Source organism: Kitasatospora sp. NPDC047058, from assembly GCF_040643935.1.
GTDB lineage: Bacteria > Actinomycetota > Actinomycetes > Streptomycetales > Streptomycetaceae > Kitasatospora.
This window is the reverse complement of the sequence record NZ_JBEYVJ010000066.1, coordinates 17,560-31,151: the sequence shown is the minus strand read 5'-3', so window position 1 is coordinate 31,151 and position 13,592 is coordinate 17,560. Positions and strand designations below refer to the sequence as shown.

The 13,592-nt window shown below is 72.4% G+C and carries 12 protein-coding genes; 11 read left to right on the top strand and 1 reads right to left on the bottom strand.

The features are described from left to right. Window positions 1-155 precede the first annotated feature (155 nt). From ABZ885_RS13500 to ABZ885_RS13480, 5 genes are all read left to right on the top strand, one after another. Entirely contained in the window at window positions 156-1,262 is a 1,107-nt protein-coding gene (locus tag ABZ885_RS13500; protein WP_360187234.1) for an aminopeptidase P family protein, read from the top strand. Window positions 1,263-1,347: 85 nt separating this feature from the next. After that, window positions 1,348-1,911, top strand: coding sequence for an elongation factor P (gene efp / locus ABZ885_RS13495; RefSeq protein ID WP_313762898.1), 564 nt, complete (start codon window positions 1,348-1,350; stop codon window positions 1,909-1,911). 4 nt (window positions 1,912-1,915) lie between these two features. Next, the gene (gene nusB, locus ABZ885_RS13490) at window positions 1,916-2,353 is read left to right on the top strand and encodes a transcription antitermination factor NusB (RefSeq protein WP_360187232.1); all 438 of its coding nucleotides are present in this window, start codon (window positions 1,916-1,918) and stop codon (window positions 2,351-2,353) included. 157 nt (window positions 2,354-2,510) lie between these two features. After that, window positions 2,511-3,353, top strand: a complete 843-nt coding sequence (locus tag ABZ885_RS13485; RefSeq protein WP_360187230.1) for a thioesterase family protein — start codon at window positions 2,511-2,513, stop codon at window positions 3,351-3,353. Between the two features lie 316 nt (window positions 3,354-3,669). Continuing rightward, complete coding sequence (locus ABZ885_RS13480) at window positions 3,670-4,563, top strand: hypothetical protein (protein WP_360187228.1); 894 nt, start codon at window positions 3,670-3,672, stop codon at window positions 4,561-4,563. Between the two features lie 164 nt (window positions 4,564-4,727). Here ABZ885_RS13480 and ABZ885_RS13475 read toward each other — a convergent pair whose 3' ends face one another. Then, entirely contained in the window at window positions 4,728-5,231 is a 504-nt protein-coding gene (locus ABZ885_RS13475) for a transcriptional regulator (protein ID WP_045692870.1), read from the bottom strand. Window positions 5,232-5,560: 329 nt separating this feature from the next. On the opposite strand from ABZ885_RS13475, the gene pyrR reads away from it, so the two are divergent. From pyrR to carB, 6 genes are read left to right on the top strand one after another with little or no spacing between them, the layout of a single operon-like run. After that, entirely contained in the window at window positions 5,561-6,184 is a 624-nt protein-coding gene (pyrR, locus tag ABZ885_RS13470) for a bifunctional pyr operon transcriptional regulator/uracil phosphoribosyltransferase PyrR (protein WP_360187226.1), read from the top strand. A 5-nt stretch (window positions 6,185-6,189) separates the two neighbouring features. Then, window positions 6,190-7,167 carry an aspartate carbamoyltransferase catalytic subunit gene (locus ABZ885_RS13465; protein WP_360187224.1) on the top strand — a complete coding sequence of 326 codons (978 nt, stop codon included), beginning with the start codon at window positions 6,190-6,192 and terminating at the stop codon, window positions 7,165-7,167. Further along, window positions 7,164-8,489 (top strand): dihydroorotase, encoded by a 1,326-nt coding sequence (locus tag ABZ885_RS13460; RefSeq protein WP_360187223.1) that lies wholly within the window; start codon window positions 7,164-7,166, stop codon window positions 8,487-8,489. The genes ABZ885_RS13465 and ABZ885_RS13460 overlap by 4 nt, the downstream gene beginning before the upstream one ends. Continuing rightward, window positions 8,486-9,049, top strand: coding sequence for a hypothetical protein (locus tag ABZ885_RS13455; RefSeq protein ID WP_360187221.1), 564 nt, complete (start codon window positions 8,486-8,488; stop codon window positions 9,047-9,049). Before ABZ885_RS13460 ends, ABZ885_RS13455 begins: the two co-directional genes overlap by 4 nt. Next, window positions 9,046-10,203, top strand: a complete 1,158-nt coding sequence (carA, locus tag ABZ885_RS13450; protein ID WP_360187220.1) for a glutamine-hydrolyzing carbamoyl-phosphate synthase small subunit — start codon at window positions 9,046-9,048, stop codon at window positions 10,201-10,203. Before ABZ885_RS13455 ends, carA begins: the two co-directional genes overlap by 4 nt. After that, window positions 10,196-13,504, top strand: a complete 3,309-nt coding sequence (carB, locus tag ABZ885_RS13445; protein ID WP_360187219.1) for a carbamoyl-phosphate synthase large subunit — start codon at window positions 10,196-10,198, stop codon at window positions 13,502-13,504. The genes carA and carB overlap by 8 nt, the downstream gene beginning before the upstream one ends. The last annotated feature ends 88 nt before the right edge of the window (window positions 13,505-13,592 follow it).

Here is a 13,592-nt window from a genome sequence, read left to right as displayed (position 1 = left end):
ACGCGATGATCCCGTCGTCCAGGACACCCGCCGTGTGGACCACCGTCCGCAGCGGCCCAGCCGCCGGCCCGCCCGCCGTCCGGTCCGGGGCGGCGCGGTGCCCGGGTGGGGGCGCTCGGCGGGCGGATCGGGGTGGGGGTTCGTACGCTCGACGCATGTCTGATGCGTACGCGGGCCGGCGGGAGCGGTTGCGGGAGCACTGCAGTGCGTCCGGGGCCGATGCGGCGCTGATCACCCGGGCGGCGAACGTGCGGTACCTGACCGGGTGCCCGCCGTGCGGGGCGACGTTGCTGCTGACCCGGGACCGGGTGCTGCTGGCGCTGCCCGACGACCTGCCGCCGGACGACACCGGGGAGCACCTGATCGCGGAGGACGTGACCCAGGTGCCGGTGGCGGCCGGGGCCGACACCGCGCTGGCGGCCGCCGCGTCGGCGGCGCGGCTGCGGGTGGCGGACCTGGCGGTGGAGGAGCACGACCTGACCGTCACCCGGCACCGGGCGGTGGCGGGGCTGGCGGAGGGCGTCCGGCTGGCCGACCTGGGGCAGGCGGTCGAGCGGCTGCGGGTGGTGAAGGACGAGCACGAGATCGCGGACCTGCGGATCGCGGCCGAGATCGCCGACCAGGCGCTCGGCGAGCTGCTGGAGTCGATCCTGGTGGGCCGGACCGAGCGGCACCTGGCGATGGAGCTGGAGCGCCGGATGATCGACCACGGCGCGGACAAGGCGGCGTTCCCGGTGTCGGTGGGCACCGGCAGCCACTCCGGCCAGCAGTCCCACCAGCCCACCGACCGCCGGGTGGAGGAGGGCGACTTCCTGACCGTGGTGCTCGGCGCGCAGTACCGGGGGTACGGCGTGTCCACCGCGCGGACCTTCGTGATCGGCGCGGCCCCCGCGCCCTGGCAGGTGGAGCTGCACCGGCTGGTGTTCCGGGCCCAGCGGGCCGGGCGGGAGGCGCTCGGGCCCGGGGTCGAGCAGTACGTACCCGACCAGGCCGCCCGGGAGATCCTCCAGGCGGCCGGGTACACCGAGAGCTCCCCGCACCCGCTCGGGCACGGGGTCGGGCTGGAGATCCGGGAGGCGCCGCGCCTCGGCCCCTCGGACATGGGTAAACTGGACAGCCGCGTACCGGTCACCGTCGGCCCGGGGGTTCACCTCCCGGGCAGGGGCGGCGTCCGGATCGAGGACACGCTCGTCGTACGCCCCCTCGAAGAGGGCGGGCCCGAGCTGCTCACCATCACCACCAAGGAGCTCCTCGCCCTGTAGACCCGCGGCCGGCCGGGAGGCTGTCGCAGGCGGCAGGACGCACCCCTTGGTTCCTTGACAGCTATATCCAGGAGTAAGTGCGCCCGTGGCTTCCACGAACGATCTCAAGAACGGCATGGTCCTCAAGCTGGAGGGCGGCAAGCTCTGGTCCGTCGTCGAGTTCCAGCACGTCAAGCCCGGCAAGGGCCCGGCCTTCGTGCGCACCAAGCTCAAGGAGGTCCTGACCGGCAAGGTCGTCGACAAGACCTTCAACGCGGGCACCAAGGTCGAGACCGCCAACGTCGACAAGCGCGGCATGCAGTTCTCGTACAAGGACGGCGAGAACTTCGTGTTCATGGACATGGACACCTACGACCAGCTGACCATCGAGCCGGCCGTCGTCGGCGACGCGGCCAAGTACCTCCTGGAGGGCTTCGAGGCCCTGGTCGCCACCAACGAGGGCGCGGTCCTGTACATCGAGCTCCCGGCCGCGGTCGAGCTGGTCATCGCCGAGACCGAGCCGGGCGTCCAGGGCGACCGCTCGACCGGTGGCACCAAGCCGGCCACCCTGGAGACCGGTGCCGAGATCCAGGTGCCGCTCTTCATCACCACCGGTGAGAAGGTCAAGGTCGACACCCGCGACGGCAGCTACCTCGGCCGGGTGAAGTAAGTCCGTGTCGGCCGCACGCAGCAAGGCCCGTACCCGGGCCTTCCAGATCCTCTTCGAGGCCGACCACCGCAACGTCGACCCGCTGACCGTCCTCGCGGACTGGGTGGCCCGTGCCCGGGAGCCCAAGCCGGACGAGGGCACCCCGCAGGTCGGCGAGTACACGATGGAGCTGGTCGAGGGCTACGTCCGGCACGCCCGCCGGATCGACGACCTGATCTCGGAGTACGCGGTGGGCTGGACGCTCGACCGGATGCCGATCGTGGACCGCAACGTCCTGCGGCTCGGCGCGTACGAGCTGATCTGGGAGGACGGCGTCCCGGACGCGGTCGTCCTGGACGAGGCCGTCGAGATCGCCAAGGAGTTCTCCACGGACGACTCCCCGGCCTTCGTGAACGGTCTGCTCGCCCGCTTCCTGGAGCTGAAGCCGAGCATCCGCCGGTAGCAGCACCCGACGTACGGCCGCCGGATCCCGACCAGGGGTCCGGCGGCCGTCGTGCGTTTCCCCCGGGTGGCGTATGTTGGGCCCTACTCGCCAGTAACCTGGCGCGCCGGTGACCCCGCTCGCCGGCGCCCCCGCAGCGAAGGGCAGGCCACCCCCCATGACCACGGCGATCCGCAGCGAGTTCGACCAGGGCATCGCCCTGACCCGCCACCCGGACGAGCCCGGCCGCTACGACGGCGAGCTGGGCACCGGCTGGCAGATCGGCGGCGGCGTCAACGGCGGGCTGCTGCTCGCGATGGCCGGCCACGCGCTCTCCCTGGAGCACGGCGCGGCGCTGCAGGGCGGCCACGCCGACCCCGTCTCCATCAGCGGCTACTACCTCTCCGCCTCCACCCCCGGCCCGGCCACCGTCCGCACCGAGGTGCTGCGCACCGGCCGCTCGCTCTCCACCGGCACCGCCTCGCTCAGCCAGGACGGCGTCGAGCGGCTCCGGGTGGTCGCCAGCCACGGGGACCTGGCCGCCGCGGACGGCGAGGTGCGCACCACCGCGCAGCCGCCGCAGCTGCCGCCGCCGGACCAGTGCATCGGCGTCGAGCACGCCCCCAAGGAGCTGATCTCGCAGGCGGCCCTGCTGGAGCGGTTCGACCTGCGGCTCGACCCGGCCACCATCGGCTGGGCGCTGGGGCAGCCCTCGGGCAACGGGCGGATCCAGGGCTGGTTCCGGCTCGCCGACGGCCGCGAGCCCGACCCGCTGCTGCTCCTGCTGGTCGCCGACGCGCTGCCGCCGGTCACCTTCGACCTCGGCCTGCCGGGCTGGGCGCCCACCATCGAGCTGACCGTCCACCTGCGGGCCCGGCCGGTGCCCGGCTGGCTGCGCGTCACGCACGCGACCCGCAACGTGGCCGGCGGCTACTTCGAGGAGGACGCCGAGGTCTGGGACGAGGCCGGGCGGCTGGTCGCGCAGTCCCGCCAGCTGGCCCGGGTGCCGCGCCAGGCCTGACCGCACACGCGGAGGAAACGGGCGAGCCGGGGAACGGGCGAGCCGGGGAACGGGGGCCGGGGGAGCGGACGAGTGGTTCGCGGGACCGGGGAACGGGCGCGGAACACAGGCCTCACGGTCGGTTACATTCCTGTGACACGCCGTACGTGTGCAATGCGTGGGACTGGGGAGGACAACGGTCAGCGGCACACCCGCCGCCGACCGTCACCCGCCCGTCCGCCACCCTCAGGAGCCCATCGATGAGCGAGCGCAGCGAACGATCAATGGAAAGCTGCGCGTGGGTGAATGCCCCCGCCGAGCGAAGCGAGGTGGGCGCATGAGCCGCAACGGACGTGCCCGCCGCACCCCCGACTGCACCGCCGCCGGCCCGCGCCCCCGCGCGCGCCTCCGGCACGAGCGTCGCGCGGCCGGCGGTGAACAGGCCTTCGTGATCGGCGTGCTGGCCGGCGAGGCCGACTTCGAGCGCGCCCGTGCCTGGCGCCTCTCCGACGCGCCCGACTACGCCGCCTACCTGCGGGACACCGCCGAGCTGCTGGCCGAGGCGCAGCGCGGCTTCGACACCGTCCGGGCCCGGATGTTCCACCCGCAGGACTTCGAGGAGTTCTGCCTGCTGCACGGCCTCGACCCGGCCGAGCCGGCCGCCCGGGACCGCTACCTGGTCAACCCGCCGCTGCAGACCCAGCTGCTCGCCTACCAGGGCGAGGAGCTGGCCGGCGACTTCGTGCCCCGGCTGGTCCGGGCCCGGGAGAACGGGCTGACGCTGCGCCACGCCGACCTGCTGCTGGACGGCGGGCTGTACGAGGAGGGCGGCCGGGCGGTCCGCGAGGCCTACCGGCGCGGGGCCGAGGTGTTCCGCCGGATGCTGGTCGGGGCCGGCGCCGGGGTGTACGAGCTGCGGCTCGCGGTGGACGCGCCGGGCGGCGGGCTGTCGGCGGCGGCCCGGGTGCTGCAGTGGGAGGACGGCGTCGTCCGGATCAACGACGAGGACCTCGAACTGCTCTGCGCGGTGCTCTGCGCCGGGCTGGCCCGGGAGCTGCCCGGGCTGGCGGTGCTGCACGGGGCCCAGGGGTCGGCGGCGGCCTGCGGGGAGTACCGGCAGACGGCCTGGGCCTGGGCCAGCGGCGGGCAGGACTGGGCGCCGGCGGCGGGCCCGGTGCGGCTGGACGGCGTGGCGGCGGAGCCGGGCTACGCGCTGGGCACGGTCTGCTGAGGCCGGGGGCTGCCGGGCCGGGGGCTGCCGGGGCCGAGGCATGGGGGCTGCCGGGGCAGGCTGGCGCAGTGCGCGACGGCGCGGCCCCCGGTCGGGTGCCGCGCCGTGACGTTTCTGCTGGGCGTGAACCTGTTTCTGCAGGTGGTGGCCGCGTGGGCGGGCTGTCAGCCCGCCTCCTCCTCGCGCACCGCACGGCGCGCGTCGGGGTTCAGCACACCCCAGGAGATCAGCTGCTCGGTGAGGATCGACGGCGACTGGTCGTAGATCACGGCCAGCGTCCGAAGATCGTCCTGGCGGATCGAGAGCACCTTGCCGTTGTAGTCGCCGCGCTGGCTCTGGATGGTGGCCGCGTAGCGCTGCAGCGGGCCGGCCTTCTCGGACGGGACCTGGGTCAGTCTCTCCAGGTCGAGGACCAGGCGCGGCGGCGGCTCGGCCGCACCGCCGGGAGTGCCGCCGGGCAGCAGCTCCTGCACGGGGACGCCGTAGAACTCGGCCAGCTCGGCCAGCCGCTGCACGGTGACCGCACGGTCGCCGCGCTCGTACGAGCCGACGACGACTGCCTTCCAGCGCCCCTGGGACTTCTCCTCGACACCGTGCAGGGAGAGCCCCTGCTGAGTGCGGATCGCTCGGAGCTTGCCTCCGAGTTGCTTCGCGTAGTCGCTGGACATTGATCTCCCCGGACGAGATTGCTTCGCGTTCAGTGGTGGGTCACGGGCGATTGCCGACGCCGTTACCGGTGGGTTCGACGTCCGTCTCGTAACTCACTGTGAGGTTACGTAGAGTGAGGTAGTTGCGTCAAGCCGAATGGGGCAGTCGTGCGAATGGCCCGCATCGGCGGCACGTCCGGGGCGTGAACCCGGCGAAGCGGAATGATGGAGGTCCGTTTGCCGGTGACCGCGCTGGTACGATGACCGGAGCCCGCGCCCCGTCGGCGGGGGCCATCCCAGACATCCTTTAAGGCCCGTCCCGTGAGGCGGGGAAGGAGGTCCGCTTCGGCATGACCGCAGACCACGAAACCACGCCGCGGCCGCCGCACCAGGTGCTGGACGGCACGGACATCGCCCGGGTGATCACCCGGATAGCGCACGAGATCGTCGAGCGCGCCAAGGGCGCGGAGGACGTCGTCCTGCTCGGCATCCACACCAGGGGCGTCCACCTCGCCCGCCGCCTGCACACCAGGCTGGCCCAGATCACCGGCCGCGAGATCCCGCTCGGCACCCTGGACATCACCATGTACCGGGACGACCTGCGGCTGAAGCCCGCCCGCGCGCTGGAGCACACCGAGATCCCCGCCGACGGCATCGACGGCCGGCTCGTGATCCTCGTCGACGACGTGCTCTTCTCCGGCCGCACCATCCGCGCCGCGCTCGACGCCCTCAGCGACATCGGCCGGCCGCGCGCCGTCCAGCTCGCCGTCCTGGTCGACCGCGGCCACCGCGAGCTGCCGATCCGGGCCGACTACGTGGGCAAGAACCTCCCCACCTCGCTGCGCGAGGCCGTGCAGGTCCGGCTCTCCGACACCGACGGCGTGGACGCCGTCCTGGTCGGCGACCGCGACTACGCCGGCCGCTCCTCGCAGGCCCTGGCCTCCCAGCCGTCCGAACCGCACCTCCCGGAGTAGCCCGCGTGAAGCGCCACCTCGTCTCCGCCGCCGACCTCAGCCGCGACGACGCGCTGCTGATCCTGGACACCGCCGAGGAGCTGGCCCAGCTCTCCGGACGGGCCGTCAAGAAGCTGCCCACGCTCCGTGGTCGAACCGTCGTCAACCTCTTCTTCGAGGACTCCACCCGGACCAAGACCTCCTTCGAGGCCGCCGAGAAGCGGCTGTCCGCCGACGTCATCAACTTCTCCGCCAAGGGCTCCTCGGTCTCCAAGGGCGAGAGCCTGAAGGACACCGCGCTCACCCTGCAGGCGATGGGCGCCGACGCGGTCGTGATCCGGCACCACGCCTCCGGCGCGCCGGCCCGGCTGGCCCAGTCCGACTGGCTGCACGGCAGCGTCATCAACGCCGGTGACGGCACCCACGAGCACCCCACCCAGGCCCTGCTCGACGCCTTCACCATGCGCCGCCACCTCAACCCGGGCGCCGGGCACGACCTGGCCGGCCGCCGGGTGACCATCGTCGGCGACATCCTGCACAGCCGGGTCGCCCGCTCCAACGTGCACCTGCTCACCACCCTCGGTGCCGAGGTCACCTTCGTCGCCCCGCCGACGCTGCTGCCGATCGGCATCGAGAACTGGCCCTGCGAGATCAGCTACGACCTCGAGAGGGTGCTCCCCAAGACGGACGCGCTGATGATGCTCCGGGTGCAGCGCGAGCGGATGAACGCCGCCTTCTTCCCGACCGAGCGCGAGTACAGCCGCCGCTACGGCCTGGACGGCGCCCGGATGGCCCAGCTGCCCGAGCACGCCATCGTGATGCACCCCGGCCCGATGGTCCGCGGCATGGAGATCACCGCCGAGGTCGCCGACTCGCCGCGCTGCACCGTGGTCGAGCAGGTCGCCAACGGCGTCTCCATCCGGATGGCCGTCCTCTACCTGCTGCTCGGCGGCGCCACCCTCTCCGACTCCCCCCGCAACGACTCCAGCGAGGCCGCACAGTGAACGAGCGAACCCAGAACACGGTCACGTACCTGATCCGCAACGCCCGGATCCTCGGCGGTGCCCCGCAGGACCTCCTCCTCGCCGACGGCGTCGTCCGGGAGATCGGCACCGGCCTCACCGCCGAGGCGGACATCGAGATCGACGCCAGCGGCCTGATCGTCCTGCCCGGCCTGGTCGACCTGCACACCCACCTGCGCGAGCCCGGCCGCGAGGACGCCGAGACCGTGCTCACCGGCACCCAGGCCGCGGCCAAGGGCGGTTTCACCGCCGTGCACGCGATGGCCAACACCTTCCCGGTGGCCGACACCGCGGGCGTGGTCGAGCAGGTCTGGCGGCTCGGCCAGGAGTCCGGCTACTGCGACGTGCAGCCGGTCGGCGCCGTCACCGTCGGCCTGGAGGGCAAGAAGCTCGCCGAGCTCGGCGCGATGCACGAGTCCGCGGCCGGCGTCCGCGTCTTCTCCGACGACGGCAAGTGCGTGGACGACGCGGTGATCATGCGCCGCGCGCTGGAGTACGTGAAGGCCTTCGACGGCGTCGTCGCCCAGCACGCCCAGGAGCCGCGGCTCACCGAGGGCGCCCAGATGAACGAGGGCCAGGTCTCCGGAGAGCTCGGGCTCGGCGGCTGGCCGGCCGTCGCCGAGGAGGCGATCATCGCCCGCGACGTGCTGCTCGCCGCGCACGTCGGCTCCCGCCTGCACGTCTGCCACGTCTCCACGGCCGGCTCGGTCGAGATCATCCGCTGGGCCAAGGCCAAGGGCTGGGACGTCACCGCCGAGGTCACCCCGCACCACCTGCTGCTCACCGACGAGCTGGTCCGCAGCTACGACCCGGTGTACAAGGTGAACCCGCCGCTGCGCACCGCCGCCGACGTGCAGGCGCTGCGCAAGGCGCTCGCCGACGGCACCATCGACGCCGTCGCCACCGACCACGCGCCGCACCCGGCCGAGGACAAGGACTGCGAGTGGGCCGTCGCCGCGATGGGCATGGTCGGCCTGGAGACCGCGCTCTCGGTGGTCCAGCAGACCATGGTCGACACCGGCCTGCTGAACTGGGAGGGCGTCGCCGACCGGATGTCGCACCGCCCGGCCCGGATCGGCCGTCTCAGCGGCCACGGACGGCCGATCTCGGTGGGTGAGCCTGCCAACCTGGTGCTGTTCGATCCCGCGTACCGTGGTGCCGTGAACCCCGACAGCTTCGCCACGCGCTCCCGCAACACCCCCTACCGGGGCCTCGACCTGCCCGGACGGGTGCACGCCACCTTCCTGCGCGGCACCGCCACCGTCCTGGCCGGCGAGCTGACCGAGCCGGGCGGGCAGGCATGAGGTCGGCGCTGCTCGCCCAGGAACAGGCCAGGGTCACCAACTGGCCCGGGTACATCGGCTGGGCGGTCGGCCTGCTGATCGTGATCGGCCTGGTCTACTGGCTGATGCGGCAGGGCTGGAACTGGCGGCGCACCCTGCAGTCCGGCATCCCGGCGCTGCCCGCCGTGCCGGAGCGGGCCGGGCGCACCATCCTGGAGACCAGCGGCCGGTACCACGGCACCACCACCGCCGGGAACTGGCTGGACCGGGTCGTCGCGCACGGCCTGGGCACCCGCAGCCGGGCCGACCTGACCCTCGGCGAGCACGGCCTGCTGGTGCGGCGCCCCGGTGACGTCGACCTCTGGATCCCGGCCGAGCACCTGACCGGGGCCCGGACGGACTCCGGGATCGCCGGCAAGGTCGTCCCGTCCGGACTGCTCGTCGTCACCTGGACGCACGAGGGCACCGCGTTGGACTCCGGCTTCCGGGCCGACCACCCCGACGAGCACGCCGCCTGGGTCGAGGCGGTCGCTCACCTTGCAACACGTACGAAGACGAAGACGGAAGAGGCCTCTCGATGACCGCACCTGCCCCCACCACGCAGCGCCAACGGCGGGAGCGCGTGCCCGCCGTGCTCGTCCTGGAGGACGGCCGGACCTTCCGCGGCCAGGCCTACGGCGCGACCGGCGAGACGTTCGGCGAGGCGGTCTTCAACACCGGCATGTCCGGCTACCAGGAGACCCTGACCGACCCGTCGTACCACCGCCAGGTGGTCGTGATGACCGCTCCGCAGATCGGCAACACCGGCTGGAACGACGAGGACGACGAGTCCAAGCAGATCTGGGTCGCCGGCTACGTCGTCCGCGACCCCGCCCGGGTCGCCTCCAACTGGCGCTCGCGCCGCTCGCTGGACGACGAACTGGTCAACCAGGGCGTCGTCGGCATCAGCGGCATCGACACCCGGGCGCTCACCCGCCACCTGCGCGAGCGCGGCGCGATGCGCTGCGGCATCTTCTCCGGCCCGGCCGTGGCGGACGACGCCACGCTGCTGGCCCGGGTGCAGCAGTCGCCCGAGATGAAGGGCGCCGACCTCTGCGCCGAGGTCGCCACCACCGAGGCCTACGTGGTCCCCGCGGTCGGCGAGAAGCGGTTCACCGTCGCCGCGCTGGACCTCGGCATCAAGGCGATGACCCCGCAGCGGATGGCCGAGCGCGGCATCGAGGTGCACGTGCTGCCGGCCGACGCCACCGTCGAGGACGTCTACGCGGTCAACCCGGACGGCGTCTTCTTCTCCAACGGCCCGGGCGACCCGGCCACCGCCGACCACCAGGTCGCCGTGGCGCAGGGCGTGCTGGAGCGCAAGACCCCGTTCTTCGGGATCTGCTTCGGCAACCAGATCCTCGGCCGCGCCCTGGGCTTCGGCACCTACAAGCTCAAGTACGGCCACCGTGGCATCAACCAGCCGGTGCAGGACCGCACCACCGGCAAGGTCGAGGTCACCGCGCACAACCACGGCTTCGCCGTGAACGCACCGCTGGACAAGGTGAGCGACACGCCCTACGGCCGGGTCGAGGTCTCCCACGTCTGTCTGAACGACGATGTGGTCGAGGGCCTCCAGGCGCTGGACGTGCCCGCCTTCAGCGTGCAGTACCACCCCGAAGCGGCAGCCGGCCCGCACGACGCGGCCTACCTCTTCGACCGTTTCGTGAAGCTCATGGAGGGCCAGCGTGCCTAAGCGCACTGACATCAAGTCCGTCCTGGTGATCGGGTCCGGCCCGATCGTGATCGGCCAGGCCGCCGAGTTCGACTACTCGGGCACGCAGGCCTGCCGGGTGCTCAAGGCCGAGGGCCTGCGGGTCGTCCTGGTCAACTCCAACCCGGCCACGATCATGACCGACCCGGAGATCGCCGACGCCACCTACGTCGAGCCGATCACCCCGGAGTTCGTCGAGCGGATCATCGCCAAGGAGCGCCCGGACGCGCTGCTGCCGACCCTCGGCGGCCAGACCGCGCTCAACACCGCGATCGCGCTGGACGCCAACGGCGTGCTCGACAAGTACAACGTCGAGCTGATCGGCGCCAAGGTCGACTCGATCCACAAGGGCGAGGACCGCGACCTCTTCAAGGGCGTCGTCGAGGCCGTCAACGCCAAGATCGGCCACGGCGAGTCCGCCCGCTCGGTCATCTGCCACACCATGGACGAGGTGCTGGCCGGCGTCGACACCCTCGGCGGCTACCCGGTCGTCGTGCGCCCCTCCTTCACCATGGGCGGCGCCGGCTCCGGCTTCGCCCACAACGAGGAGGACCTGCGCCGGATCGCCGGCCAGGGCCTGACCCTCTCGCCGACCACCGAGGTGCTCCTGGAGGAGTCCATCCTCGGCTGGAAGGAGTACGAGCTGGAGCTGATGCGCGACAAGAACGACAACGTCGTGGTCGTCTGCTCCATCGAGAACTTCGACCCGATGGGCGTGCACACCGGTGACTCGATCACCGTCGCCCCGTCGATGACGCTCACCGACCGCGAGTACCAGATCCTGCGCGACATCGGCATCGCCGTCATCCGCGAGGTCGGCGTCGACACCGGCGGCTGCAACATCCAGTTCGCGGTCAACCCCGAGGACGGCCGGGTCATCGTCATCGAGATGAACCCGCGCGTCTCCCGTTCGTCCGCGCTGGCCTCCAAGGCCACCGGCTTCCCGATCGCCAAGATCGCCGCCAAGCTGGCCGTCGGCTACACCCTGGACGAGATCCCCAACGACATCACCGAGGAGACCCCGGCCTCCTTCGAGCCGACCCTCGACTACGTCGTCGTCAAGGTGCCGCGGTTCGCGTTCGAGAAGTTCCCGAGCGCCGACGCCACGCTGACCACCACCATGAAGTCGGTCGGCGAGGCGATGGCCCTCGGCCGCAACTTCCCCGAGGCGCTGCAGAAGGCGCTGCGCTCGCTGGAGAAGAAGGGCTCCCAGTTCTGCTGGACCGGCCCGGTGGGGGACAAGGCCGAGCTGCTGGCCAAGGCGGTCGTGCCGACCGACGGCCGGATCAACACCGTGATGGAGGCCATCCGGGCCGGCGCCACCCCGGAGGAGGTGTTCGAGGCCACCAAGATCGACCCGTGGTTCGTCGACCAGCTCTTCCTGCTGGACGAGATCGCCGTCGAGCTGGCCGACGCCGCCGAGCTCACCCCCGACCTGCTCCGCCACGCCAAGCGGCACGGCTTCTCCGACCAGCAGATCGGCGAGATCCGCGGCCTGCGCCCCGACGTGGTCCGCGAGGTCCGGCACGCGCTCGGCATCCGACCGGTCTTCAAGACCGTCGACACCTGCGCCGCCGAGTTCGCCGCCAAGACCCCGTACTTCTACTCGTCCTACGACGAGGAGAACGAGGTCGCCCCGCGCACCAAGCCCGCCGTGATCATCCTCGGCTCGGGCCCGAACCGCATCGGCCAGGGCATCGAGTTCGACTACTCCTGCGTGCACGCCTCCTTCGCGCTGGCCGACGCCGGGTACGAGACCGTGATGGTCAACTGCAACCCGGAGACCGTCTCCACCGACTACGACACCTCCGACCGGCTCTACTTCGAGCCGCTCACCCTGGAGGACGTGCTGGAGATCGTCCACGCCGAGCAGCAGGCCGGTCCGCTGGCGGGCGTCATCGTCCAGCTCGGCGGGCAGACCCCGCTCGGCCTGGCCCAGGCGCTCAAGGACAACGGCGTGCCGATCGTCGGCACCCAGCCCGAGGCGATCGACCTCGCCGAGGAGCGCGGCGCCTTCGGCCGCGTGCTCCGCGACGCCGGCCTGCCCGCCCCCAAGCACGGCACCGCCTTCTCCTTCGAGGAGGCCAAGGCCATCGCCGACGAGATCGGCTACCCCGTGCTGGCCCGCCCGTCCTACGTGCTCGGCGGCCGCGGCATGGAGATCGTCTACGACGAGGCCTCCCTCGCCTCCTACCTGGAGCGCCACGCCGGCCTGATCTCCGAGCACCCGGTGCTGATCGACCGCTTCCTCGACGACGCGGTGGAGATCGACGTCGACGCGCTCTACGACGGCACCGAGCTCTACCTCGGCGGCGTCATGGAGCACATCGAGGAGGCCGGCATCCACTCCGGCGACTCCGCCTGTGCGCTGCCCCCGATCACCCTCGGCGGCTACGACGTCAAGCGGCTGCGCGCCTCGACCGAGGCGATCGCCCGCGGCGTCGGCGTCCGCGGCCTGATCAACATCCAGTTCGCGCTCTCCGGCGACATCCTCTACGTGCTGGAGGCCAACCCGCGCGCCTCCCGCACCGTGCCGTTCACCTCCAAGGCGACGGCGGTGCCGCTGGCCAAGGCCGCCGCCCGGGTCTCGCTCGGCGCCACCATCGCCGAGCTGCGCGCCGAGGGCCTGCTCCCGGCCGAGGGCGACGGCGGCACGCTGCCCGCCGACTGCCCGATCTCCGTCAAGGAGGCCGTGATGCCGTGGAGCCGCTTCCGCGACGTGCACGGCCGCGGCGTGGACACCGTCCTCGGCCCGGAGATGCGCTCCACCGGCGAGGTCATGGGCATCGACAAGGTCTTCGGCACGGCGTACGCGAAGGCCCAGGCCGGCGCGTACGGCGCGCTGCCGACCCGGGGCAAGGTCTTCGTCTCGGTGGCCAACCGGGACAAGCGCAACCTGGTCTTCCCGGCCCGTGCGCTGGTCGGCCTCGGCTTCGAGGTGCTCGCCACCGCCGGCACCGCCGAGGTGCTGCAGCGCGGCGGCATCCCGTCCACGCTGGTGCGCAAGCACAGCGAGGGCGAGGGCCCGAACGGCGAGAGGACCATCGTCCAGCTGATCCACGACGGCGAGGTCGACCTGATCATCAACACGCCGTACGGCACCGGCGGCCGCCTCGACGGCTACGAGATCCGCACCGCCGCCGTCGCGCGCGCCGTGCCCTGCCTGACCACCGTCCAGGCCATGGGCGCCGCCGTCCAGGGCATCGACGCGCTGCTGCGCGACGAGGTCGGGGTGATGTCGCTCCAGGAGCACGCCGAGCTGATCAACGCCGGCCGCAAGTAGTACCCCGCAGTGGGGGGCACCGGACCACGGGTGCCCCCCACTTCCATGCCCACCCACCCCCGGCCGGCCGCGCCCGCCCCCGATGGAG

Coding starts and splice junctions, on each gene's coding strand:
- ABZ885_RS13500 (WP_360187234.1), top strand. CDS start 156: ATGTCTGATGCGTACGCGGGCCGGCGGGAGCGGTTGCGGGAGCACTGC.
- ABZ885_RS13485 (WP_360187230.1), top strand. CDS start 2,511: ATGACCACGGCGATCCGCAGCGAGTTCGACCAGGGCATCGCCCTGACC.
- ABZ885_RS13480 (WP_360187228.1), top strand. CDS start 3,670: ATGAGCCGCAACGGACGTGCCCGCCGCACCCCCGACTGCACCGCCGCC.
- ABZ885_RS13475 (WP_045692870.1), bottom strand. CDS start 5,231: ATGTCCAGCGACTACGCGAAGCAACTCGGAGGCAAGCTCCGAGCGATC.
- pyrR (WP_360187226.1), top strand. CDS start 5,561: ATGACCGCAGACCACGAAACCACGCCGCGGCCGCCGCACCAGGTGCTG.
- ABZ885_RS13455 (WP_360187221.1), top strand. CDS start 8,486: ATGAGGTCGGCGCTGCTCGCCCAGGAACAGGCCAGGGTCACCAACTGG.
- carA (WP_360187220.1), top strand. CDS start 9,046: ATGACCGCACCTGCCCCCACCACGCAGCGCCAACGGCGGGAGCGCGTG.